Source organism: Kitasatospora saccharophila (assembly GCF_039529925.1).
GTDB lineage: Bacteria > Actinomycetota > Actinomycetes > Streptomycetales > Streptomycetaceae > Kitasatospora > Kitasatospora saccharophila.
Genome location: NZ_BAAANS010000018.1, coordinates 31,424 through 53,413, shown reverse-complemented (window position 1 = coordinate 53,413; position 21,990 = coordinate 31,424). Strand labels below are relative to the sequence as shown.

The 21,990-nt window shown below is 74.9% G+C and carries 17 protein-coding genes; 14 read left to right on the top strand and 3 right to left on the bottom strand.

Annotation, left to right across the window (positions count from 1 at the left end; genetic code table 11):
* Positions 1-30: 30 nt before the first annotated feature.
* Positions 31-1,344, bottom strand: a complete 1,314-nt coding sequence (locus ABD345_RS15315) for an alpha/beta fold hydrolase (RefSeq protein ID WP_344552630.1) — start codon at positions 1,342-1,344, stop codon at positions 31-33.
* Positions 1,345-2,313: 969 nt separating this feature from the next.
* Between ABD345_RS15315 and ABD345_RS15310 the strand changes: the two genes are divergently transcribed.
* The 7 genes from ABD345_RS15310 to ABD345_RS15280 all read left to right on the top strand — a co-directional run bounded on the left by ABD345_RS15310 (position 2,314) and on the right by ABD345_RS15280 (position 12,414).
* Entirely contained in the window at positions 2,314-4,500 is a 2,187-nt protein-coding gene (locus ABD345_RS15310) for an amylo-alpha-1,6-glucosidase (protein WP_344552629.1), read from the top strand.
* An 87-nt stretch (positions 4,501-4,587) separates the two neighbouring features.
* Positions 4,588-5,346, top strand: a complete 759-nt coding sequence (locus ABD345_RS15305; protein WP_344552627.1) for an NUDIX hydrolase — start codon at positions 4,588-4,590, stop codon at positions 5,344-5,346.
* Between the two features lie 268 nt (positions 5,347-5,614).
* Positions 5,615-7,288 carry an ATP-binding cassette domain-containing protein gene (locus tag ABD345_RS15300; RefSeq protein ID WP_344552626.1) on the top strand — a complete coding sequence of 558 codons (1,674 nt, stop codon included), beginning with the start codon at positions 5,615-5,617 and terminating at the stop codon, positions 7,286-7,288.
* Between the two features lie 11 nt (positions 7,289-7,299).
* Positions 7,300-8,100 (top strand): hypothetical protein, encoded by an 801-nt coding sequence (locus ABD345_RS15295; protein ID WP_344552624.1) that lies wholly within the window; start codon positions 7,300-7,302, stop codon positions 8,098-8,100.
* Positions 8,101-8,318: 218 nt separating this feature from the next.
* Positions 8,319-9,191: a FadR/GntR family transcriptional regulator gene (locus ABD345_RS15290; protein WP_344552623.1), complete on the top strand. Its 873-nt coding sequence runs from the start codon at positions 8,319-8,321 to the stop codon at positions 9,189-9,191.
* A 470-nt stretch (positions 9,192-9,661) separates the two neighbouring features.
* Positions 9,662-11,290, top strand: a complete 1,629-nt coding sequence (locus tag ABD345_RS15285; RefSeq protein ID WP_344552622.1) for an RNA polymerase sigma factor — start codon at positions 9,662-9,664, stop codon at positions 11,288-11,290.
* 269 nt (positions 11,291-11,559) lie between these two features.
* Positions 11,560-12,414 (top strand): S1 family peptidase, encoded by an 855-nt coding sequence (locus tag ABD345_RS15280; protein ID WP_344552621.1) that lies wholly within the window; start codon positions 11,560-11,562, stop codon positions 12,412-12,414.
* Positions 12,415-12,542: 128 nt separating this feature from the next.
* On the opposite strand, the gene ABD345_RS15275 is transcribed toward ABD345_RS15280, so the two are convergent.
* Entirely contained in the window at positions 12,543-12,773 is a 231-nt protein-coding gene (locus ABD345_RS15275) for a DUF7455 domain-containing protein (protein WP_014138480.1), read from the bottom strand.
* Positions 12,774-13,245: 472 nt separating this feature from the next.
* Here ABD345_RS15275 and ABD345_RS15270 point away from each other — a divergent pair, with 472 nt between their 5' ends.
* The 6 genes from ABD345_RS15270 to ABD345_RS15245 all read left to right on the top strand — a co-directional run bounded on the left by ABD345_RS15270 (position 13,246) and on the right by ABD345_RS15245 (position 20,026).
* Positions 13,246-15,357, top strand: a complete 2,112-nt coding sequence (locus ABD345_RS15270; protein ID WP_344552620.1) for a DNA gyrase/topoisomerase IV subunit B — start codon at positions 13,246-13,248, stop codon at positions 15,355-15,357.
* 139 nt (positions 15,358-15,496) lie between these two features.
* The gene (locus ABD345_RS15265) at positions 15,497-15,976 is read left to right on the top strand and encodes a DUF1453 domain-containing protein (protein WP_344552619.1); all 480 of its coding nucleotides are present in this window, start codon (positions 15,497-15,499) and stop codon (positions 15,974-15,976) included.
* Between the two features lie 69 nt (positions 15,977-16,045).
* Complete coding sequence (locus ABD345_RS15260; RefSeq protein WP_344552618.1) at positions 16,046-17,206, top strand: sensor histidine kinase; 1,161 nt, start codon at positions 16,046-16,048, stop codon at positions 17,204-17,206.
* On the top strand, positions 17,203-17,895 hold the full coding sequence (locus tag ABD345_RS15255) for a response regulator transcription factor (RefSeq protein ID WP_344552617.1): 693 nt from the start codon (positions 17,203-17,205) through the stop codon (positions 17,893-17,895). Before ABD345_RS15260 ends, ABD345_RS15255 begins: the two co-directional genes overlap by 4 nt.
* 113 nt (positions 17,896-18,008) lie before the next feature.
* Positions 18,009-18,425: a DUF485 domain-containing protein gene (locus ABD345_RS15250; RefSeq protein WP_344552616.1), complete on the top strand. Its 417-nt coding sequence runs from the start codon at positions 18,009-18,011 to the stop codon at positions 18,423-18,425.
* Entirely contained in the window at positions 18,422-20,026 is a 1,605-nt protein-coding gene (locus ABD345_RS15245) for a solute symporter family protein (protein WP_344552615.1), read from the top strand. The genes ABD345_RS15250 and ABD345_RS15245 overlap by 4 nt, the downstream gene beginning before the upstream one ends.
* 92 nt (positions 20,027-20,118) lie before the next feature.
* On the opposite strand, the gene ABD345_RS15240 is transcribed toward ABD345_RS15245, so the two are convergent.
* Complete coding sequence (locus tag ABD345_RS15240) at positions 20,119-21,024, bottom strand: ferredoxin family protein (RefSeq protein ID WP_344552614.1); 906 nt, start codon at positions 21,022-21,024, stop codon at positions 20,119-20,121.
* 169 nt (positions 21,025-21,193) lie between these two features.
* Between ABD345_RS15240 and ABD345_RS15235 the strand changes: the two genes are divergently transcribed.
* Entirely contained in the window at positions 21,194-21,973 is a 780-nt protein-coding gene (locus ABD345_RS15235) for a hypothetical protein (protein WP_344552613.1), read from the top strand.
* Positions 21,974-21,990: the final 17 nt, after the last annotated feature.

Genomic DNA, 21,990 nt, shown 5'->3' with positions numbered 1-21,990 from the left:
ACCCCCGTGCAGTGGTGGCGCGGCGTCCGGCTAGACCTCGCCGCGCGCCATCCGGATCAGCCGGTCCAGCACCGTCCGGCCGCTGGTCCGCACCCCGTCGTGCTCCCACTCGTTGGTGACCCAGACCCGGGTCCGGGCCACCGCGTCCGCGGTCTCCAGCGAGTGCGCCGTGTCCACGTACATGTCGTCGTGGTACACCGCCGCGTACACCGGCACCTCGTTCGCCACCAGGCGCGACAGGTCGTACAGGTCGGGCCAGTCGGTGCGCTCCGCCAGCAGTTGCGCCGCCCCGCGCAGCGGGCGCAGCGCCGGGTCGGTCTCGAACATCCAGGGGTGGATCATCTCGCCGGTGAGCAGCACCGGTCCGTCCCCGGCCAGCGCCGCCGCGGCGTCGAACTCGGGGAACTCCGCGCGCACCCGCTCCGCGGACCAGTCGGTGGCCCCGGGGTCGACCGAGCGCTGCCCGTAGATCGACTCGTGCAGGACGGCGTAGAGCGGGTTCTGCGCGAAGGACAGGTGCGACTGCGCCCCGGCCAGGAAGGTGTCGGACAGCTCCGGCCCGTCCGCCCCCTCCACCCAGGCTTCCTCCAGCAGGTAGTGCAGGACGCCGGAACCGGAACCGCCGCCCAGCAGGATGCCCAGCGCCTGGAACGCCCGCACGGTCAGCGTCCCGCCGTCGGGGAGGGTCGCGGGCTCCTCGACCAGGTGCGCCGCGATTCGCCGTACCGCCGCCACGTCCTGGGGGAAGCGCGCGTAGTGCCCGGCGTTCTTGCGGGCGACGCGCGGGTAGGCCGCCCGGTAGACCTCGTCCGCCGAGCGGCGCAGCCCGGCCAGCCCGCCGGTGACGAACGCCTCGCGCAGGTGCTCCGGGGCCAGCGAGAGGTAGGTCAGGGTGCAGAAGCCGCCGAAGCTCTGCCCCAGCAGGCTCCACCGGCCGTCGGCGCCGAGCAGCTGACGGCGGATCAGTTCGGCGTCCCGGACGATCGAGTCGGCCCGGAAGTGCGCCAGGTACTCGGCCTGCTGCCGGGCGTCGCCGCGCCGGGCCAGGGTCTGGCGGTTGGCGGGGGTGGAGCGGCCGGTGCCCCGCTGGTCCAGCAGCAGCACCCGGTAGTCGTCCAGCGCCCGGTCCAGCCAGCCGTCCCGGCCCGTCGGCCGGTTGGCCTTCCCGCCGGGGCCGCCCTGCAGGTACACCAGCCACGGCAGTTCGTCGTGCTCGCGTCCGGCGGCCACCACCTCGCGGGCGTAGACCTCGATCGTCTCGCCGCCGGGGGCGCCGTGGTCCAGCGGCACCCGGAAGACGTGGTCGGTGGTGACGATCCCGGGGAGGCGGCTGAGGGAGGACATGCAACTCCTAGGTGCGAGCTGGTCACAGGCTGGTCGCGACGCCGGACACCGGGGTCGCCGGTGCGTCCGTCGCCGTCCTCGCACCGTATCCTGGCGTCGGACAGGAGCCGCCGGGGGGCGTCCGCCGCGTGCGGAGAACCCCGAACGGCACCACGACACAGCGGGCGCCCCGGGTGTCGGTCGCGGAGCACCGAACGTCCATCGGCTCGCGGCCGCCTCCGACCGGACGTCCGCCGCACGGGCGTGACCTGGGGCAGGTGTGGGGCGTTCACTCTGCAGAACGCCGCCACCCGAACCGGCACTCCCGGTCCGACCACGGCCGGGCCGACCGCGTGGGGCACCGGCCACGCGTCGCTCGACCCGGTGCGGCCGGCCCCCGGTCGGCCCCGGAGCCCGGACCGGGACACCGCCCCGGCCGGGGCGGGGCCCCGGAGGTCCGGTCCGACCAGAGTCAGAGCCGCGTGTTCCGGCGGCAGAGCAGCACAGTCCGCGATCGAGCACGCTCGCGGCCGACCGAGCCCGCAGCCCTCGGCCGGTCGGGGGGAGGAGAGCCCGGTGACCGACCCAAGGCCACCCCACGCAGCGCCCCAACCGCCGCCGCCCACCGGCCCGCGGGCCCAGGGGGACACCCCCGCGCCGCCCGCCCGCCCGGCCGGCCCTCCACCGCCCCGCCAGGCCACGCCCCCGTACGGCACGCCCGCGGGTCCCGTCCCCGGGACGCCCGGGGCGGGCCCGGCGGTTCCCGGCGCCCCGCCGTACGGCACGCCCCCGTACGGCACCCCGGCACCCGGCACGCCGCCCTACGGCACGCCCGCCGGCGGCGCCCCGTACGGGCCGGGCGGCACCCCGCCGTACGGCACTGCGGTGCGGGCCGCCCCGGGCCACCCGGCAGCGGGGCGCGGCGGTCCGGCCCCGCGGGCCGACCACCCGCCGGCTCCCGGCGGCGCGCCGGGGGCCAGGTCGGAGCAGGTGGCGGGCGCACCCGGGGCCGGCCCGGCCCGGCCCGCCGGTCAGGCGCCGCAGCCACCGCGGCCGCAGCCCTCCGCCGCGCACGACGTCCTGTGCGTCAACGCCCCCGGCATGGCGGCCTCCGGGCCGGACGGCCAGCTGCGGGGCCAGGGCCTGCACGGCTTCTTCCGGCACGGCGTGCGCGCCCTGGCCCGGATGGAGCTGCGGCTGGGCGGGGTGGAACCGCTCCCGCTGCAGGGCACCCTGACGTCCGCGGCGGCGGCCCGGTTCGTCGGCTCGGTCCGGGTGCCGGGCGACCTCGATCCGGACCCGGCGCTGACCGTCGAGCGGCTGCGGCACGCCGACGGCGCGGAGACGGTCACGGTCCGCAACACGGGCGCCCGTCCGGCCCGGCTGCCGCTGGAGATCGCGCTCGGCACCGACCTCGGCCTGCTCACCGACATCGCCGCGGGCCGCCGCTCGGCCGACCTGCCGGGCCAGGTGCAGTCCTCCGGCCTGCGCTGGGTCGGCCAGGGCCGGGCGGCGACCGTCAGCGCGCGGCCCTCGCCGCACGCCGTGCTGGCCGGCGCGGGCGTGCTGCGCTGGGACCTGGAGATCCAGCCCGGTGCCCGCTGGTCGGTCGACCTGCGCGCCGAACTGGAGACGCCCTCGACGGGTCGGCCGCCGACCGGACGCGGCCCCGGCGTGCCGCTGCCCTGGTCCGAGCCCGAGATCCGGGCCGACGACCCCCGGGCCGCCCGGCTGGTCGCCCGCGCCCTGGACTCGCTCGGCGGGCTGCTGCTCGCCGACCCGGACCGCCCGACCGACCTCTACACCGCCTCCGGCGCCCCCTGGCGCTTCGGCCTCACCGCCGCCGACGCGCTGTGGGCGGCCCGGATGACCCTGCCGCTCGGCACCCGGCTCGCCGCCGGCACCCTGCGGGCGGTCGCCCGCCGCCAGCACCAGGCAGGCCCACCGGCCGCCGCCGCGGCCCCGGGTGACGCCCCGTCGGCTCCGGAGGGCAGCGGCCCGGCCGGGGCGGCGCCCGGTGCGCCGGGCGGGGCTAACCCGTCCGGCGGCGAGGCCGGGACGGCGGCCCAGGCGATGGACGGCGTGGTCCCCGGCCCGCTGCGGCACGGCGGCCCCGAGCTGCCGGCCAGCTGCACCGCGACGGAGGCGACCCTGCTGTTCGTCACGGTGCTGGCGGAGGCGTGGCGCTGGGGCATGCCCCGGGCCGAGGTCGCCGAACTGCTCCCGGCGGTCGAGCGGGCGCTCGGCGCACTGCGGGCGGCGGTGGTGGCGGAGGGGTCGGACGGCCCGGTCGGGTTCGTCACCGACTTCGGCCGCCCGGCGGAGGAGCGCGCCGCGCGCCCCGGTTCGGCCCGGTGCGAGGTCCAGGCCCAGGCCCACCGGGCCGCCCTCCAGGGCGCCGACCTACTGGACGCCTTCGACCGGCCCGGAGCCGCGCAGTGGCGCGCCTGGGCGGCCGAACTGCGGGAACGCTTCCGCGAGCAGTTCTGGATCGACGACCTGTCCGGCGGCCGCCCGGCCGCCGCCCTGCTGGCCCCGGACCGTCCGGTGCCGGCCGTCGCCTCCACCCTGGTCCACCTCTTCGACCCGGGCCTGGCCGCCGAGGGCGAACTGCACGAGGGCCTGCTCGACCGCGAGCAGACCAGGCTGCTGGCCCAGCGCCTGGTCACCCCGGAGTTCGACTGCGGCTGGGGCCTGCGCACGCTGAGCGCGAAGTCCCCCCGCTTCAACCCGCTCGGCCACCGCAGCGGCGCGGTCCGGGTCCAGGAGACCGCGCTCGCGGTCGGCGGCCTGGTGGACGCGGGCTTCGAGCGCGAGGCCGAAATACTGCTGGAGGGCCTGCTGGAGGCGTCCGTGCACTTCGAGGGCCGGCTGCCGGAGATGTACGCCGGCGAGCAGAAGGTCGCCGACTGCCCGCCCGTCCCGCACCCGGCGGCCTGCCGCCCGGCCGCGGTCTCCGCCGCCGCCGCCGTCCACCTGGTGCTCTCGCTGGCGGGCGTCCGCCCCGACGTCCCGTCCGGGCGGGTGGCCACCCGCCCGGCGAGCACCGCTCCCCTGGGCGCACTGGAACTGACCGGCCTGCGGGTGGCCGGCGAGCCCTTCTCGGTCCGGGTCAGCCGGATCGGCGTCGCGGTCGTGGAGGAGGCGCCGTCGTTCCTGCAGCTCGCCGCCGGCTGAGCCCCCCCGCTGCAGCGCGGGCCGCCGGGAGGGGAAAAGGCGCTGTGGTCTGTGATTATCGTCAGAGAGACGACTAAGATCGGCCGCATGTCGCGTTATGACCCGTCGGCCTTCCCCCCGTTCGCAGTCACGGTTGACCTCGTGGTGCTGACGGTGCGCGACCACGAGCTGTGCGCCCTGCTGGTGAAGCGCGGCGAGGCCCCGTTCCAGGGGTACTGGGCGCTGCCGGGCGGCTTCGTGCGGCTGGACGAGGGCTTGGCCGAGGCGGCCTCCCGGGAGTTGGCGGAGGAGACCGGGCTGCGCGCGCAGTCGTTCCCGGGCAGCCTCCCGGTCGGGCAGACCCCCGCCGGGGTCCACCTGGAGCAGCTCGCCACCTACGGGCACCCGCAGCGGGACCCGCGGATGCGGGTGGTGAGCGTCGCCCACCTGGTCCTCGCCCCGGACCTGCCGTCGCCCCGCGCGGGCGGCGACGCCAGCAGCGCCCGGTGGGCGCCGGTGAGCGAACTGCTCGGCGAGGAACAGTGCGACGGGGTGCCGCTCGCGTTCGACCACGGCCGGATCCTGGCGGACGGGGTGGAGCGCGCCAGGTCCAAGATCGAGTACTCCTCGCTGGCCACGGCCTTCTGTCCGCCCGAGTTCACCGTCGGGGAGCTGCGCCGGGTCTACGAAGCGGTGTGGGGCGTGGTGCTCGACCCGCGCAACTTCCACCGCAAGGTGACCGGCACCCCGGGCTTCCTGCTGCCCTCCGGCGGCACCACGACCCGTCAGGGCGGCCGCCCCGCCCAGCTGTTCACCGCCGGCGGCGCCACCCTCCTCAACCCCCCGATGCTGCGCCCCGAGCCCTGAGTCCTGGGCCCGGACTCCTGAGCCCGACTTCCGAGTCCGGACCCGCTCCGGTCGGGGCGGCCGGGTCCGTTGCCGCCAACGGGTGGTGACGGTTCGTGAGGAAGGCGTCAGCGCGGCGCCGGGGCTGTCCCCTGTACGGGTGAGGTCGGTCCCCACGCCGTCCACGACCCATCCGTAATGCCTGGTTTCACCGCTTCCGCGTCCTACTGTGCAGGCTCAGGCCAGAAGGACACCCCCGGTCTGTCGGCGGGCGAGGGAGCGGACAGCGATGATCCAGATCACCGGACTGACCAAGGCGTACCGGCGGGGACGGCCCCCCGCGCTGCTGGACCTGACCTTCGACGCCCGCCCGGGGATGGTCACCGTGCTGCTCGGGGACGAGGGGGCGGGCAAGTCGACCGCGCTCCGGCTGATGGTGGAACTGGAGCGGGGCCACGGCCTCACCCTGTTCGACGGCCGGACGTACCGGCGGATCCGGCGCCCGGAGCGGGAGATCGGCGTCCTGCTCCCCACCGGCCGCCCGGAGGCCGGGCACCCCGGCCAGCGGGCCCGGGCCCACCTGCGGATGCTGGCCGGAACGGTCGGCGTCCCGGCCCGCCGGGCCGACGACCTGCTGGAGCAGACCCGGCTCGCCGCCGTCGCCGACCACCGGATCGGCACCTTCTCGCCCGGCATGCACCGCCGCCTCGCGCTGGCCGCCGCCCTGCTCGGCACCCCCTCCACGCTGCTGCTGGACGCCCCCACCGAGGGCCTGTCCCCGAGCAACGAGGAGTGGTTCGGGGCCTTCCTGCGCTCCTTCGCGCTCTCGGGCGGCACCGTGCTGGCGACCACCCGCGCCCCCGAGGAGGCCGCCGCGCTCGCCGACCGGGTGGTCACCCTGGACGCCGGCCGGCTGGCCGCCGACCAGCCGGTGGTCGAGTTCCGCCGCACCAGGCTGCACCCCGAAGTACGGGTCCGGGGGCCGCAGATGGCCCGCCTCGCCGACCTGCTGGCCGCCCAGGGCGGCCAGGTCCGGCGGGACGGCGGCGCCGGCCTCGCGGTGAGCGGCATCGACCGCACCGAGATCGGCGAACTCGCCTACCGCAACGGCATCCTGCTGCACGAACTGGCCGACCGGGTGGTGCAGCGCCCGGTCTCCTACCCGTCCGCCCTGCCCACCGGCTCGGGACGCTCCGGCCGGGTGTCGATCCGGACGGTCCGCCAGGAGACCCCCGAGCGGGAGACCCCCGAGCGGGAGGCGCCGGGGGCGGAGGGGGCGGACGACCGGGCCCCGGACGGGCAGCCGGTCGCCGCGACCGTCGGACGCCCGGCCGGGCCGGAACCGGAGCGCCAGTTCGACCACCGGGGCCTGCAGGCCGGCCGCTGGGCCGCCGCCGCGCTCGCACCGCACCCGCCCGCCCAGGCGCAATCCCCGGCCCAGGCCCAGGTCGCGGCCCCGGCTCCGGTCGCGGCTCAGGCCCCCGCCCCGGCCGTGCCCGCCCCGGCACCCCCCGCACGCACCGCCGCCCAGCCCCCGGTGCTCCCGGCACCCGCCGTCGACCTGACCAGGCGGACGCCCCGCGGGGCGTCCGCGCTCGGCGGCCCGGCGGCCCGTCCGGCGGCTGCCCGTTCGACGGTGCGCCCGACGGCCCGTCCGACGGGGTCGGGGGCGGCCGGGCCGGAGCCCGGGCCGGGGGTGGTCGACGCCGAGCACCTGGCGGCCAACCCGACCGACGCGGAACTGCTGACGCCCGCCCGGATCAGGGGAGTCGGGCAGCACCCCGCTCCCGTGCACCCCTTCCCGGGGCGCCCCTGGTCGGCGGGATCCACCGGCCTGCGCCCGGCCGCACCGGCGGGCCGCTCACGGGAGCCGGGTGGGGAGCCGCCCGCCGGTGCGGGCGCGGCGGATCCGCGAGGAGCGGTGCACAGCGGCGCCGCCGACGACGAGAACGGGAGTGAGTGACCGTGCGGGTGGTGGCGAGTGAGGTGCGTCGGCTGCGCGGGGTGCGCACCACGTGGGTGGTGGTCGCGGGCGCGCTGGTGCTGAACGCGGCGGCGGCGGTGTTCACCGCGACCCGGCTGCCGGCCGGGGAGTTGGCGGTGCCGGACGCGGTGCGGTCGCTCGCGGCGGTGGTGCCGGTCCTGCCGCTGCCGCTGACCGCGCTCGCCGCGGCGGTGCTCGGCGCGCTGGCCTACGGCAACGAGACCCGCTGGCCCGGCCTGCCCGCCTCGCGGGTGACCGTGGGCCGCCGGTTGACCGCGCTGCTGGCGAAGTCGCTGGTGGTGGGCGCGGCGGCGCTCCTGCTGGCCGCGCTCACCCTCGTGGTGAACGCCCTCGCGGTGCGGCTCGCGCTGCCCGCCGGGGTGGACGCCTCGGCCCTGCTCGACCCGCCCGGCCTGCCCGCCGCCCCGTTCGCGACGGGCGGGATCGGCCGTCCGCTGGCGGCGTTCCTGGCGCTGGCGGTGGCGGGGGGCTGGGCGGGCCTGCTGATCACCTCGCTGGTGCGCAGCGCCGTCGTCGGCATCCTGCTGACCGGCGCGCTGCCCGCCCTGCTGGAGCCCACCGCCGGTCTGCTGCTGCATCGCGCGGGACGCAACTGGCCAGTCTGGGTAAGGGAGTTGCTGCCCTTCCAGTACGGCCTGGACTGGGTCCGCGACGCCGCCGACCGGACTGCGGGCGCGCTGGACGGCGTGGTGCTGGCCGCGCTGCTCGCTCCCGCCGCCCTGCTGGTGCTGGCCGCGGTGCTGGCCCAGTTGCGCCGCCGGAGCCTGTGACCCCGGCGGGCGGAGGGCCGGGGAAGGGGCACCCGGAAGGGCCCTGACGGTGTGACAGCGGGGGCGGGAGGAACGGCCGGGGGAAACGGCAAGGGATGACCGGTATGAGCATTTACGACTGATAAGAAGTCAATTATCCAGACACGGTCGATCACCCTTTCGTGTGCTTTTCAGGAGAATGCTCAAGGCGGCTCCGCCGATCGCCGACAAAGGATGGCGTGAGTACCCTTGCGCACCCCACCGTGACCGCCGCTCGCCAGGCCGAGTCGATCTCCGCCTCCGAGCTGGACCGCTTCCCGTACGCCGACCGTCCCACCCCGCCCGCCCCCCGCTGGGAGGGGGCGGAGAACGACCTCGCCCGGGTCGGCCGGAAGACCACCAGCAGCCGCGGCCGCGGCCTGCACGGCCAGCTGGTCCAGCAGCTCGGCCAGATGATCGTCTCCGGCGACCTGGGCGCCGACCGCCCGCTGGTGCCGGAGGAGATCGGCCAGCGCTTCGAGGTCTCCCGCACCGTGGTGCGCGAGTCGCTCCGGGTGCTGGAGGCCAAGGGCCTGGTCTCGGCCCGGCCGAACGTCGGCACCCGGGTCCGCCCGGTGAGCGACTGGAACCTGCTGGACCCCGACATCATCGAGTGGCGCGCCTTCGGCCCGCAGCGCGACGAGCAGCGCCGCGAGTTGTTCGAGCTGCGCTGGGCGATCGAGCCGCTGGCCGCCCGGCTGGCCGCCGGGCACGGCCGGGAGGACGTCCAGCACCGGCTGGTCGAGCTGGCCGAGATCATGGGCCAGGCCGGCAGCCAGGGCGACCTGGTCAGCTACTCCCGGGCCGACGCCGAGCTGCACGGGCTGCTGCTGCAGATGGCCGGGAACCGGATGCTGGAGCACCTGTCCGGGATCGTGGCCGGCGCGCTCCAGGTCTCCGGCGGCTCCGGCACCACCTGCGAGCGCCCGTCCGAGTCGGCGGTCAGCCTGCACGCCCGGCTGGTGGACGCGCTCGGCACCGGTGACGGCACCGCCGCCGAGGCCGCCGTCCGGGCGCTGCTCACCGTCCACCCGGAGGTCGAGCACTCCGTCCCCGCACCGCGCGAGCACTGAGCGGTCCACCCCGACCGCCGCTCCGACCGGATGGCCCTTCTGCTGCCCCACCCGCGCAGCCGGGGGGCCATCGGCGCTCCGGGCCCGCCCCGACCCCCGGCCTCCCGCCCCCGCCGCAGAGCCGGAAGGGCCGAAAGGGCCGGAAGGGCCGGAAGAGGCGGAAGGGTCGGGAAGGGTTCGGAAGGGGCCGGGCGGGGGACCGGAGGCGCCCCGCGGATAGGCCGCTCGGGGCAGCCCGTACCGGCCGCCGGGTGGTGTGACGGGCGCCACGACGGGCATGCGTAACACTTGAGTGGCGGCAGCGATGTGTACGGAGCGGAAGCAGCTCCGGAATATCACCACAAGCCAGCTGGCTGTGTTGGTCCGCGGCGCTGCTGCCGTCCTGCAGACCCCGGTCACCGTCCTCCCCGCCCGAGCCCGAGCAGTCGGGCCGGTCGGTGCGGGTTCGTGTCCACTCATCGTCCGAGAGGTTGTTCGTGTCGGCCAGCACATCCCGTTCGCTTCCCCCCGAGATCGCCGAGTCCGCGGCACTGCTGGCGCTCATCGAGCGGGGCAAGGCCCAGGGGCAGATCGCCGGTGACGACGTGCGCCACGCGTTCGAGGCGGACCAGATCCCGGTCACCAAGTGGAAGAACGTCATGCGCAGCCTCAACCAGGTGCTGATTGAGGAGGGGGTGGAGCTGATGGTCAGCGCGGCGGAGCCGGCCGGCGCCAAGCGCAAGAGCGTCGCGGCCAAGAGCACCACCAAGCGCACCGCGACCAAGGCGGTCACCACCCGCACGCCGGTCGCCCAGACCAAGCCCCCGGTGCGGATCGCCCCCGCGGCGAACATCGCCCCGCCCGTCTCCGTGTCCGCTTCGGTGACCAGCACCGAGGTCACCGTCGTCGAGACCATCGACGTCGCCGAGGCCAAGGCCGCCGTCAAGAAGGCCGCCGCCCCGGCGAAGAAGGCGGTGGCCAAGAAGGCCGCCGCCCCCGCCAAGAAGACCGCCGCCAAGAAGACCGCCGCGGCCGGCAAGGCCGGCGCCAAGGGCGACGAGGAGGTCATCGGCGAGGAGGAGCTCCTCGAGGACGTGGCCCTGCCCGGCGACGGCAAGGAGGGCGAGGCCGAGGAGGAGACCGACCAGGGCTTCGTGCTCTCGGACGACGACGAGGACGACGCCCCGGCCCAGCAGGTCGCCGTGGCCGGTGCCACCGCCGACCCGGTCAAGGACTACCTCAAGCAGATCGGCAAGGTCCCGCTGCTCAACGCCGAGCAGGAGGTCGAGCTCGCCAAGCGGATCGAGGCCGGCCTGTTCGCCGAGGACAAGCTGAGCCAGGCCGACAAGCTCGCCCCGAAGCTCAAGCGCGAGCTGGAGATCATCGCCGAGGACGGCCGCCGCGCCAAGAACCACCTGCTGGAGGCCAACCTCCGCCTGGTGGTCTCGCTGGCCAAGCGCTACACCGGCCGCGGCATGCTCTTCCTGGACCTGATCCAGGAGGGCAACCTCGGTCTGATCCGCGCGGTCGAGAAGTTCGACTACACCAAGGGCTACAAGTTCTCCACCTACGCGACCTGGTGGATCCGGCAGGCGATCACCCGCGCCATGGCCGACCAGGCCCGCACCATCCGCATCCCGGTGCACATGGTCGAGGTCATCAACAAGCTCGCCCGCGTGCAGCGCCAGATGCTCCAGGACCTGGGCCGCGAGCCCACCCCGGAGGAGCTGGCCAAGGAACTCGACATGACCCCCGAGAAGGTCATCGAGGTCCAGAAGTACGGCCGCGAGCCGATCTCGCTGCACACCCCGCTCGGCGAGGACGGCGACAGCGAGTTCGGTGACCTGATCGAGGACTCCGAGGCGGTCGTCCCGGCCGACGCGGTCTCCTTCACCCTGCTCCAGGAGCAGCTGCACTCGGTGCTGGACACCCTGTCCGAGCGCGAGGCGGGCGTGGTCTCGATGCGCTTCGGCCTGACCGACGGCCAGCCGAAGACGCTGGACGAGATCGGCAAGGTCTACGGCGTGACCCGCGAGCGGATCCGCCAGATCGAGTCGAAGACCATGTCGAAGCTGCGCCACCCGTCGCGCTCCCAGGTGCTGCGCGACTACCTGGACTAATCCGGCACCCGGACCGATCCGGTCCGGACGCCACGCGAGACGTTACGCGAACGGGCCCCTCCCCCCCGGCGGAGGGGCCCGTTCGCGTGTCCGGGGGTCGCCCGATGGGGTGGCGGGGGGCCGTGGGGCGAGCACGGGGGGTGATTGGGCGACTACGCTGGGCCGGTTGTCGCGGCACGGAGCGGCGGCCCGTCCGCACGGCGGCCGGGCCCGGGTCCGCGCGGCGCCCGCTCCCGTGCCCCGAACCCCGCCGAACCCCTGGAGAACCGGTGCCCTTCCTGGACACGTTCGCGCCTCGGCTGCTCCGCCGCCGGGCGGTCGCGCTCGTCGCCCTGGCCGCCCTGCCCGCCCCGCTGATCGCGCTGGGCGCGGCCGGGCCGGCCGCCGCGCAGCGGCGGATCATCGGCGGGACGGGGGCCAGCACCGGCGACCACCCGTGGATGGTGGCGCTGGCCAGCCGGCAGCAGTTCGGCTCGGCCCGCTCCGGGCAGTTCTGCGGCGGGGCGCTGATCAGCCCGACCAAGGTGATCACGGCGGCGCACTGCTTCTACGACGAGACCACGGCCCGTCCGACCGACCGGCCCGGGCTGCGGGTGATCGTCGGGCGGGACGACCTGCGGGGCACCGCGGGGCGGGAGGTGGCGGTGCGCGGGGTGTGGATCGACCCCGGCTACAGCTTCACCGCGAACACCCGGGACGTGGCGGTGATCACCCTGACCGAGCCGCAGGACGACCGGCCGGTGCTGGGACTGGTGAACCCGGGCGAGACCGAGCCGTACGCGCCGGGCACCCCGGCCACCGTGTTCGGCTGGGGGGACACCCGGGGCAACGGCAGCTACTCGAACACGCTGCGCCAGGTCACCGTGCCGGTCATCTCGGACGAGACCTGCGGGCACGCCTACCCGGGCGGCTCGGACAGCGCCTACGACGCCCGCACCATGGTGTGCGCGGGCGAGGCGCAGGGCGGCCGGGACGCCTGCCAGGGCGACAGCGGCGGGCCGCTGCTGGTGGCGGGGCGGCTGGCCGGGCTGGTCTCCTGGGGCGCGGGCTGCGCGGAGGCCGACCACCCCGGGGTGTACACCCGGATCGCGGCGGTCTCGGAGGCCGTGCACGACGTGCTGTGAGCGCCCGGGCACCGGCGGCCGGGCGGAAACGCCACGGCCGGGTGGCCCGCCCCTGGGAGGGGTGGGCCACCCGGCCGTTCAGGCAGCTCCGAGGAGCAGCCGGGCAGCTCGGGAGAGCAGCGGGAGCGTCAGCGCTCCCCCTCCTCCGCGACCGCCGGCGTGCCGGAGAGGCGGTCGCTCTCGTCGTGTATCTCCACGGCGATCTTCTTGAGCTCGGGCTCGAACTTGCGCCCGTGGTGGGCGCAGAACAGCAGCTCTCCGCCGCTGGAGAGGACGACGCGCAGGTAAGCCTGAGCGCCGCAACGGTCGCAGCGGTCTGCCGCAGTGAGCGGGCTCGCAGGGGTCAGAACAGTAGTCACGTCGCCTCTTCTCTAGCTCGACGAGCTGTGTACCAGGATCAACATCCAACCAGGTCGAATTCGTTCCCGCTCGTGGCTTTTCTCTTTGAGGATTCTGCCGTCGTCTTGTTGTTGAGGACGTGCCCCGGACAACGGCGGTTCATGCGTGCCGATTCCCGTGACCGGCAGATCACCTCGAACGCCCGATCGGGCCGGGGTGCGAGGTCCGCGTAGCATAATCCTCCGCTGGGTTGGAGCATAAGCCCCGGCCCGGAACCCGTTGAACCGCATCGCAGCAGCTCCGCAGCCCTCCCCGGCCGCCCGGATCCGCCAGGACCCGTGGTGTCGGCAGGGGATGGCAGGCTGGGGACCGCCCCCGGGGCGGGAACCTTGTTCGCGCAGCGCGTACAAGGAGCGCGGACCTCAGCGACCCGGATCTCAGTTGCTGAGAGCATGCGGGGGTGTCCGTCAACGTCATGGAGGAGTGCAGAGCGTGAGTGGAGAAAAGACCGGCCCGTCCTCTCTGGTGACCGGTGAGGGCGGGTCCGACTACACCGCGCGGCATCTGCTCGTCCTGGAGGGCCTGGAGGCGGTCCGCAAGCGGCCGGGCATGTACATCGGGTCGACCGACAGCCGCGGCCTGATGCACTGCCTGTGGGAGATCATCGACAACTCGGTCGACGAGGCGCTGGGCGGGTTCTGCGACCGGATCGAGGTGCTGCTGCACCAGGACGGCTCGGTCGAGGTGCGCGACAACGGCCGCGGCATCCCGGTGGACGTGGAGCCCAAGACCGGGCTGTCCGGCGTCGAGGTGGTGATGACCAAGCTGCACGCGGGCGGCAAGTTCGGCGGCGGCTCGTACGCGGCCTCCGGCGGTCTGCACGGCGTCGGCGCCTCGGTGGTCAACGCGCTGTCCGCCCGGCTGGACGTGGAGGTGGACCGCTCCGGCGCCACCCACGCGATCAGCTTCCGGCGCGGCACCCCCGGCGCCTACGCGGGGGAGGGGCCGGACGCGAAGTTCGAGCCCGGCAGCGGGATGACCAAGCGGGGCAAGTTCGCCAAGACCCGCACCGGCACCCGGATCCGCTACTGGGCGGACCGGCAGATCTTCCTCAAGGACGCCCGGCTCTCGCTGGAGTCGCTGCACAGCCGGGCCCGGCAGACCGCCTTCCTGGTCCCCGGCCTGACCATCGTGGTGCGCGACGAGCGGCTCACCGAGAGCGAGCAGGTCGCCGAGGAGACCTTCCGGTACGACGGCGGGATCAGCGAGTTCTGCGAGTTCCTGGCCCCCGACCGCCCGATCTCCGACGTGCTGCGGCTGCGCGGCGAGGGCACCTTCAAGGAGACCGTCCCGGTGCTCGACGAGCTCGGGCACATGACCCCCACCGAGGTCACCCGCGAGCTCGGGGTGGACATCGCGCTGCGCTGGGGCGCCGGCTACGACACCACCCAGCGCTCCTTCGTCAACATCATCTCCACCCCCAAGGGCGGCACCCACGTCACCGGCTTCGAGCGACAGCTCGCCAAGACCGTCAACGAGGCGCTGCGGGCCGCCAAGCTGCTCCGGGTCGCCGAGGACGACATCACCAAGGACGACGCCCAGGAGGGCCTGACCGCGGTCATCACCGTCCGGCTGGCCGAGCCGCAGTTCGAGGGGCAGACCAAGGAGGTGCTCGGCACCTCGGCGGCCAACCGGATCGTCGCGGCGGTGGTCGCCAAGGAGCTGAAGGCGTTCCTGACCTCCGCCAAGAAGGACGAGAAGCTGCAGGCCCGGGCGGTGCTGGAGAAGGTCGTCGCGGCCGCCCGGACCCGGGTCGCGGCCCGGCAGCACAAGGAGGCGCAGCGCCGCAAGACCGCGCTGGAGACCTCCTCGCTGCCCGCCAAGCTGGCCGACTGCCGCAGCGACGACGTGGACCGCAGCGAGCTGTTCATCGTCGAGGGCGACTCCGCGCTCGGCACCGCCAAGCTGGCCCGCAACTCGGAGTTCCAGGCGCTGCTGCCGATCCGCGGCAAGATCCTGAACGTCCAGAAGGCGTCCGTGAGCGACATGCTCAAGAACGCCGAGTGCGCCTCGATCATCCAGGTGATAGGAGCGGGCTCGGGCCGGACGTTCGACATCGACCAGGCCCGCTACGGCAAGGTCATCTTCATGGCCGACGCCGACGTCGACGGCTCGCACATCCGCACCCTGCTGCTGACGCTGTTCCACCGCTACATGCGGCCGATGGTCGAGCAGGGCCGGGTGTTCGCCGCGGTGCCGCCGCTGCACCGGATCGAGCTGACCAACCCCAAGCGCGGCCAGGAGAAGTACCACTACACCTACTCCGACGCCGAACTGCGGCGCACGCTGCTGCAGTTCCAGGGCAAGGGACTGCGCTGGAAGGACCCGATCCAGCGCTACAAGGGCCTCGGCGAGATGGACGCCGACCAGCTGGCCGAGACCACCATGGACCCGCGGTTCCGGATCCTGCGCCGGATCAACCTGGGCGACCTGGAGTCCGCGGAGAAGACCTTCGACCTGCTGATGGGCAACGACGTCGCGCCGCGGCGCGAGTTCATCGTCGACTCGGCGGCCACCCTGGACCGGTCCCGGATCGACGCCTGAGCGAGCCGGTGCGGAAGGGCTCTCCACCCTGGGGTGGAGAGCCCTTCCGCGTGCGGGATCAACCCGCGCTCCGAGGACCCGGCGGCCCGTCCTCCGTAGCGTTCCGGGTGTCGAGAACACCCCGCCTGGAGGCACTGAGATGACCGCCCTGTCCGATGTCCTGATCGCCGTCGCCGTGATCGTCCTGGTGGTGGGCCGGCAGTTGCGGGCCCGCCGGCTGGACACCGAGCGCCGCTTCTGGCTGATCCCGCTGGTGCTCGCCGCCGTCGCGCTCCGCGACCCGGTGCTGATCGACCCGGACCACCGGGCCGCCTCCGTCCTGCTGGTGGCGGGCTCGCTGCTCACCACCGCCGGGATGGGCTGCGTCTGGGGCTGGACGGTGCGGATCTGGCGCGAGGCCGACGGCTCGCTGTGGAGCCGGGGCACCACCGCCACCGCGTTCGCCTGGGTCGGCGCGCTCCTGGTCCGGGCCGCCTGGTTCGGCGTGGGCGCCGCGCTGCACGTCCACCAGTCCGGCAGCGTGCTGCTGCTCTCGCTCGGCCTGCTGCTGCTGGTCCGCTCGGTGGCCGTCCAGTGGCGGGCCCGGCAGCTGGACGGCGGGCACGCCCTGGCCGCCTGACGGTACGTCACGAAGGCGCCGCCGGACTCCGACCGAGTCCGGCGGCACCGCTGTTGAGAGGATCGTCCGGTGAGCACACTGGAACGCTGGACCCGGTGGCCCGCCGGGGACGTCCCGATCAGGGAACGCAGCTCGCGGGCCCGGATCACGCTGGCCCTCTTCGGCCGGACCGCGATGCTGGGCGCCGTGGTGTTCGGCACCTTCGCCGAACACCGGTACTCCGGCTGGCGGTTGCTGCCGCCGATCGGCTGGATCACGGCCGCGGCCGGCCTGTTCACCGGCTGGTACCTCGCCTGCAGGGCCCGGCGGCTGTGGCCCGCGCTGGGCTGCGCCGCCGGACTGCTGGCGACCGCCGGACTGGCCCACGGGGGCGGGGCCGACACCCTGGCCTCGGTGATCTGGTGCGGGCTCGCGGTGCTCGCGGTGATCCGGCTGCCGCTGGCCGCCGGACTGGCCACCGCCGGTGCGGCGATCGCGAGTTACGGCCTCGGTTCGCACGACTCGCTGCTGGCCATGCTGGCCGTCGCGGGCGGCATGGGCCTGCTCGGCTACCTGCTGCGGCTGGACGGCCAGGCCCGCTCCGCGCAGCGCGCCCTGCTCGCCCAGGAACGGGCCGCGCAGGCCGCGCGGGCGGAGAGCGCGGCGCTCGCCGAACGGGCCAGGATCGCCCGGGAGATCCACGACGTGCTCGCGCACAGCCTGTCCGCGCAACTGGTGCACCTGGAGGCGGCCCGGCTGATGCTGGACGCCGGGGCCGAGCGGGCCGAGGTCCGCGAACGGGTGGTCGCCGCCCGGCGGATGGCGCAGGACGGCCTGGCCGAGACCCGGCAGGCGCTGTCCGCGCTGCGCGGCGAGTTCACCCCCGTCGCCGAGTTCGTGGCCGAGCTGACCGCCGGGGCCGGGGCCGAACTGACCGTCGACGGCGTCCCGCGGCCGCTGCCCGCCGAGGCCGGGCTGGCGGTGCGCCGGGTCGCCCAGGAGGCGCTGACCAACGCCCGCAAGCACGCCCCCGGCGGCCGGGTGGACGTCCGGCTCGCCTACCGGGAGCAGGAGGTGGAGCTGCGGGTGCGCAACTCCGCGGCCCCGCGCGGGGCGCACCCCGTGCTGGGGGACAGCGGGAGCGGGTACGGTCTGCTCGGGATGCGCGAGCGCGCGGAACTGCTCGGCGGCGAACTGCTGGCGGGCCCCGACGAGGGAGGGTGGCGCGTGCTGCTGCGGGTGCCGGCGTGACGGACGGACCGATCCGGGTGGTGGTCGCCGACGACCAGACCGTGGTGCGGGAGGGGATCGTGATGCTGCTCGGCCTGCTGCCGGGCATCACCGTGGTCGGCTCCGCGCCGGACGGCGAGGAGGCGCTGCGGCTGGTCGCCGAACACGCCCCCGACGTGGTGCTGATGGACCTGCGGATGCCGCGCTGCGACGGGGTGGAGGCCACCCGCCGGATCCGCGCCGGGCACCCCGGCACCGAGGTGGTGGTGCTCACCACCTACGCCGACGACGACTCGCTGTTCTCCGCGCTGCAGGCCGGGGCGCGCGGCTTCCTGACCAAGGACGCCGGCGCGGAGGAGATCGCCCGGGCCGTCGCCGACGTCCGCTCGGGCGCGGCCGGGCTCTCCCCGCAGGTCCAACTGCGGCTGCTGGAACGGCTGTCGGGCCCGGCGCCCGCCGCCCCCGGCCCGGGGATCGGGCCGAAGGCCGCCCAACGCCCTGCGCTGCCCGACGGGTTGACCCAGCGGGAGGCCGAGGTGCTGGCGCTGATCGCCGCCGGACTGTCCAACGCGGAGATCGCGGAAAGGTTGTTCGTCAGCCCCGCGACGGTGAAAACGCATATCAACAACCTTTTCGCCAAGACAGCGGTACGGGACCGCGCGCAGGCCGTGGCGTACGCCTTCAGGCATGGAATTTCCGACGGTTCGTGAACCTACCTTCCCGTAGCTGGTTCGGGTGAACGTATCTTCGCGGGTTGCGCCGTGTGGTTTATGACGGTCCATCATGGTTCGGTCGTAGTGACCGAAATGATGAGGTGTCGGCTGTGGCACAGCAGGAGAGAGTCGACTGGTGGGCCGCGGCCGCCTCCCGTCCCCGGGTGGTGGCGCAGCGGCGGACCGCGGAGCCGGCGCCGCCGGAGGAACGGGCCGGGCGGGAGGTCTACCGGAGCGTCCAGGACAGTGACGCCTTCCAGGAGATCAGGAGCGGCTACCGCTCGTTCGTGTTCCCGGCCAGCGCCGGGTTCCTGTCCTGGTACCTGCTGTTCGTCGCGGCCCAGGCGTTCGTGCCGGACCTGATGTGCCGACGGATCGCCGGGCCGCTCAACCTGGCCTGGCTGCTCGGCCTCGGCCAGTTCGCCTCGACCTTCGTCCTCACCTGGCTCTACGCCCGCAACGCCCGCACCAAGCGCGACCGAGCAGCCCTCGAACTGCGCTGGGACACCCAGGACCAACTGCGATGACCCCACACCCCAGCCACGGCCTCGCGATCGCGCTGTTCGCCGTCGTCGTCGCCGTCACCCTGACCATCACCGTCTGGGTCGGCCGCCGCGGCCACGCCGCGGAGGACTTCTACGCCGGCGGCCGCGACTTCTCGCCGCTGCAGAACGGCTTCGCCCTCTCCGGCGACTACCTCTCGGCCGCCTCCTTCCTCGGCGTCACCGGCCTGATCGCGCTCTACGGCTACGACGGCGTGCTCTACAGCATCGGCTTCCTGGTCGCCTGGCTGGTCGTGCTGATGCTGGTCTCCGAACTCGTCCGCAACGCCGGCCGCTACACCCTGGCCGACGTGCTGGCGCTGCGGATGCGCCAGCGCCCGGTGCGCGCCGCGGCCGGCCTGGCGTCGATGGTCGTCACCCTGATGTACCTGATCGCGCAGATGGTCGGCGCGGGCAGCCTGGTCGCGCTGCTGCTCGGCACCGACAGCGGCGCCGCCAAGGGCTGGACCATCGTCGGCGTCGGCGGCCTGATGATCGTCTACGTGACGGTCGGCGGGATGCGCGCCACCACCTGGATCCAGATCGTCAAGGCGTTCCTGCTGATCGCCGGCTCGGTGCTGCTCACGGTGCTGGTGCTGGCCCGCTTCCACGGCGACCTCGGCGCGCTGATGCGCACCGCCGCGCAGCACAGCGGCGTCGGCGACCGGTACCTGCAGCCCGGCCTGAAGTACGGCTCCAGCCTGACCAGTCGGCTCGACTTCTTCAGCCTCGGCCTGGCGCTGGTGCTCGGCACCGCGGGCCTGCCGCACATCCTCAGCCGCTTCTACACCGTGCCCACCGCGCGGGCCGCGCGGCGCTCCACGATGTGGGCGATCGGCCTGATCGGCTGCTTCTACCTGATGGCGATCGTGCTCGGCCTCGGGGCCGGCGCGGTGGTCGGCGCGAAGTCGGTCAGGGCGGCGAACCCCGCGGGCAACACGGCCGTCCCGCTGCTCGCCCTGGACCTCGGCGGCGGGGCGGGCTCGACCTGGGGCCTGCTGTTGTTCGCGGTGATCTCGGCGATCGCCTTCGCCACCATCCTCGCCGTGGTCGCGGGCCTCACCCTGGCCTCCTCCGCGGCCTTCGCCCACGACCTGTACGCGCGGGCCTGGCGGCGGCCCGAGGAACGGCAGGTCTCCGAGCGCGAGGAGGTCATCGCGGCCCGGATCTCCGCCGTGGTGATCGGCGGGCTGGCGATCGTGCTCAGCCTGTTCGCGCAGAAGCTCAACGTCGCGTTCCTGGTCGGCCTGGCCTTCGCGGTGGCCGCCTCGGCGAACCTGCCGACCCTGCTGTACTCGCTGTTCTGGAAGCGGTTCACCACCCGCGGCGCGGTCTGGTCGGTGTACGGCGGCCTCGTCCCGGCGGTGGTGCTGGTGCTGTTCTCGCCGGTCGTCTCCGGCGCGAGGACCTCGGTGCTGCCCGGCGTCGACTTCCACTGGTTCCCGCTGGAGAACCCGGGGCTGGTCTCCATCCCGCTCGGCTTCCTGGCCGGGTGGCTGGGCACCGTCACCGACCGGGAACGGCCGGACGAGGACGGCTTCGCCGAGCTGGAGGTGCGGGCCCTGACGGGCGCGGGCGCGGCCTAGCACGGGGGCAGACCCGCCGGAGGGCCGCGACGGGCGGGTGGGTCACCGCCCCCGTCGCGGCCCTCCGGCGCGTCCGGGGCCGTCCGGACCGCTCAGCGGGTCCGCGGCGAGAATTCCACCACGTCCATCCGGGACGGGGTGCCCGGGGCCTTGCCGCAGCTCTCGGGGCGCGGCGGCTCGCTCGCGGACTCGGCGACGACGGCCCGCCAGCGGCGGCCGTCGGCGTGCCGGACGTCGACCGTCCAGGGCGAGCCGCCGGGGTGCTGGTGCAGCGTCAGGGCGTCGGCGGCGCACTCGCCGGTCAGCTCGCGGACGGCCTGCTCGGCGGCCTGCGCCGGGCGCGGCCAGTAGGAGCGGCCGCGGGAGTGTGCGGGGACGGTGTGGCCGGCGGCCGTCGCCGCCAGCACCTCCTTCGCCGACTCGGGGGTGAGCCGCCCGTACGCGTAGCCGTGCGGCAGCACCAGCATGGTGGGGGAGAAGCGGTGCCCGCCGAGGTGGGTGACCTCCCAGACCTCGCTGTGCCCGGCCGCGGCGATCTCGGCGGCCAGCGGGCGGCCGAGCAGCGCGCAGCAGCGGTCCCGGCGGCCGTTGGTGCACACCAGGGCGATCGGGCCGCCGACGTGCGGGGCGCCGAAGGAGCCGTGGTCGCCCGCGCCGAGGGCGGCGAAGTCCAGGCCGAGCAGTTCGGCGGGGGAGCCGACGTGCCCGCGGCGGACCCACGGGTCGGCGGGGGAGGTGTGGGCGAGCAGCACCTCGTGCCGGGCGGTGGTGTCGGTGTCGGCGTGCCGCCCGGGGCGGCGGACCAGGGCGATCCGGACGCCGGTGCCCGCGGCGGCCCGGTCCAGCGCGGCGCCGAGCCCGGCGTCGAGGTGGCTCCCGGTCAGCGCCTGCGCGCCCCAGGGGCCGGACTGTTCGAGCAGCAGCCAGGTGGTGGCGGTGGCCGCGGTGGCGCTCAGCGGTTCGGTCAGTTCGCGCGACAGCGTCGTACAGGTGCTCACCCGGCCCACCCTACGTCCGGACGGCCCTCCCGGGCGCGGTGGTACGCCCACGGAGAGCCGGTCGCGGCCGGGCTATGCTGAGCCCAATTGCTGGCAGTTGACGTTCTTTTGGGGGAGTCTTGAGGTTCTGCCTGCCTGGTGGGGGTGGCTGATGAACGGTGTGCCGCAGGTGACGTCGACAACGCCCCGGCAGATGAAGCGGCGCTCGCGCTTCGGGCTGCTGCTGTGGTCCGTCCTGCAGTGGGTGCTGATCCCGGCGGAGCTGGCGATCACGCTGGTGGTGTGGATCCCGTTCCGGACGGTCTTCTACGAACTCAACGAGATCGGCGAGGGACGCGGCTGGTTCCTGCTCGGCTGGGTGCAGTTGCTGGTGCGCCCGCTGCGCCGCTTCGTCGGCCCGACCCGGTTCGTCCGGGAGTGGACCAACGACCAGCGGCGCTGGGAGGCCAGGCTGGCGGAGATCTGCCGCACCGCGGCCGGGGCGTTCGCCCGTGGCCCGGGTCGCTGGTACGCCTTCCGCGGCTGGGCCTACCTGCGTTGGGGGGTGGGCACCCAGAACTTCCAGGTGCTCGGGAAGGACTACCGGGGCGCCCTGCCGGAGCCGGCCGTCGGGATCGCCGCCCAGTACGGCCTGCACGTCTTCTTTTACGACGGCAGCAGCGATTTCGTGCTGTCGACGAAGCGGATAGAACGCCCCGGGCAGCAGGCGGAGGGGCAGCAGGTACCGGGGCAGTACCCGGCGGGCCAGCAGGCCCCCGGCCCGTACTCGCCCGGCCCGTACCCGTCCGGTCAGCAGGCCCCCGGCCCGTACTCGCCCGGCCCGTACCCGTCCGGTCAGCAGGCCCCCGGCCCGTACCCGCCCGGCGCGCAGCCGTCCGGTCAGCAGGCCCCCGGCCCGTACCCGCCCGGCGCGCAGCCGCCGGGGCAGTACCCGGCGACGTACCGCTGAGTCCGCATCGACGCGTG

What these genes read in the sequence shown, in the direction of transcription:
- ABD345_RS15315 (WP_344552630.1), bottom strand. Translation starts at nt 1,344, where the DNA reads ATGTCCTCCCTCAGCCGCCTCCCCGGGATCGTCACCACCGACCACGTC.
- ABD345_RS15305 (WP_344552627.1), top strand. Translation starts at nt 4,588, where the DNA reads ATGTCGCGTTATGACCCGTCGGCCTTCCCCCCGTTCGCAGTCACGGTT.
- ABD345_RS15300 (WP_344552626.1), top strand. Translation starts at nt 5,615, where the DNA reads ATGATCCAGATCACCGGACTGACCAAGGCGTACCGGCGGGGACGGCCC.
- ABD345_RS15265 (WP_344552619.1), top strand. Translation starts at nt 15,497, where the DNA reads ATGACCGCCCTGTCCGATGTCCTGATCGCCGTCGCCGTGATCGTCCTG.
- ABD345_RS15245 (WP_344552615.1), top strand. Translation starts at nt 18,422, where the DNA reads ATGACCCCACACCCCAGCCACGGCCTCGCGATCGCGCTGTTCGCCGTC.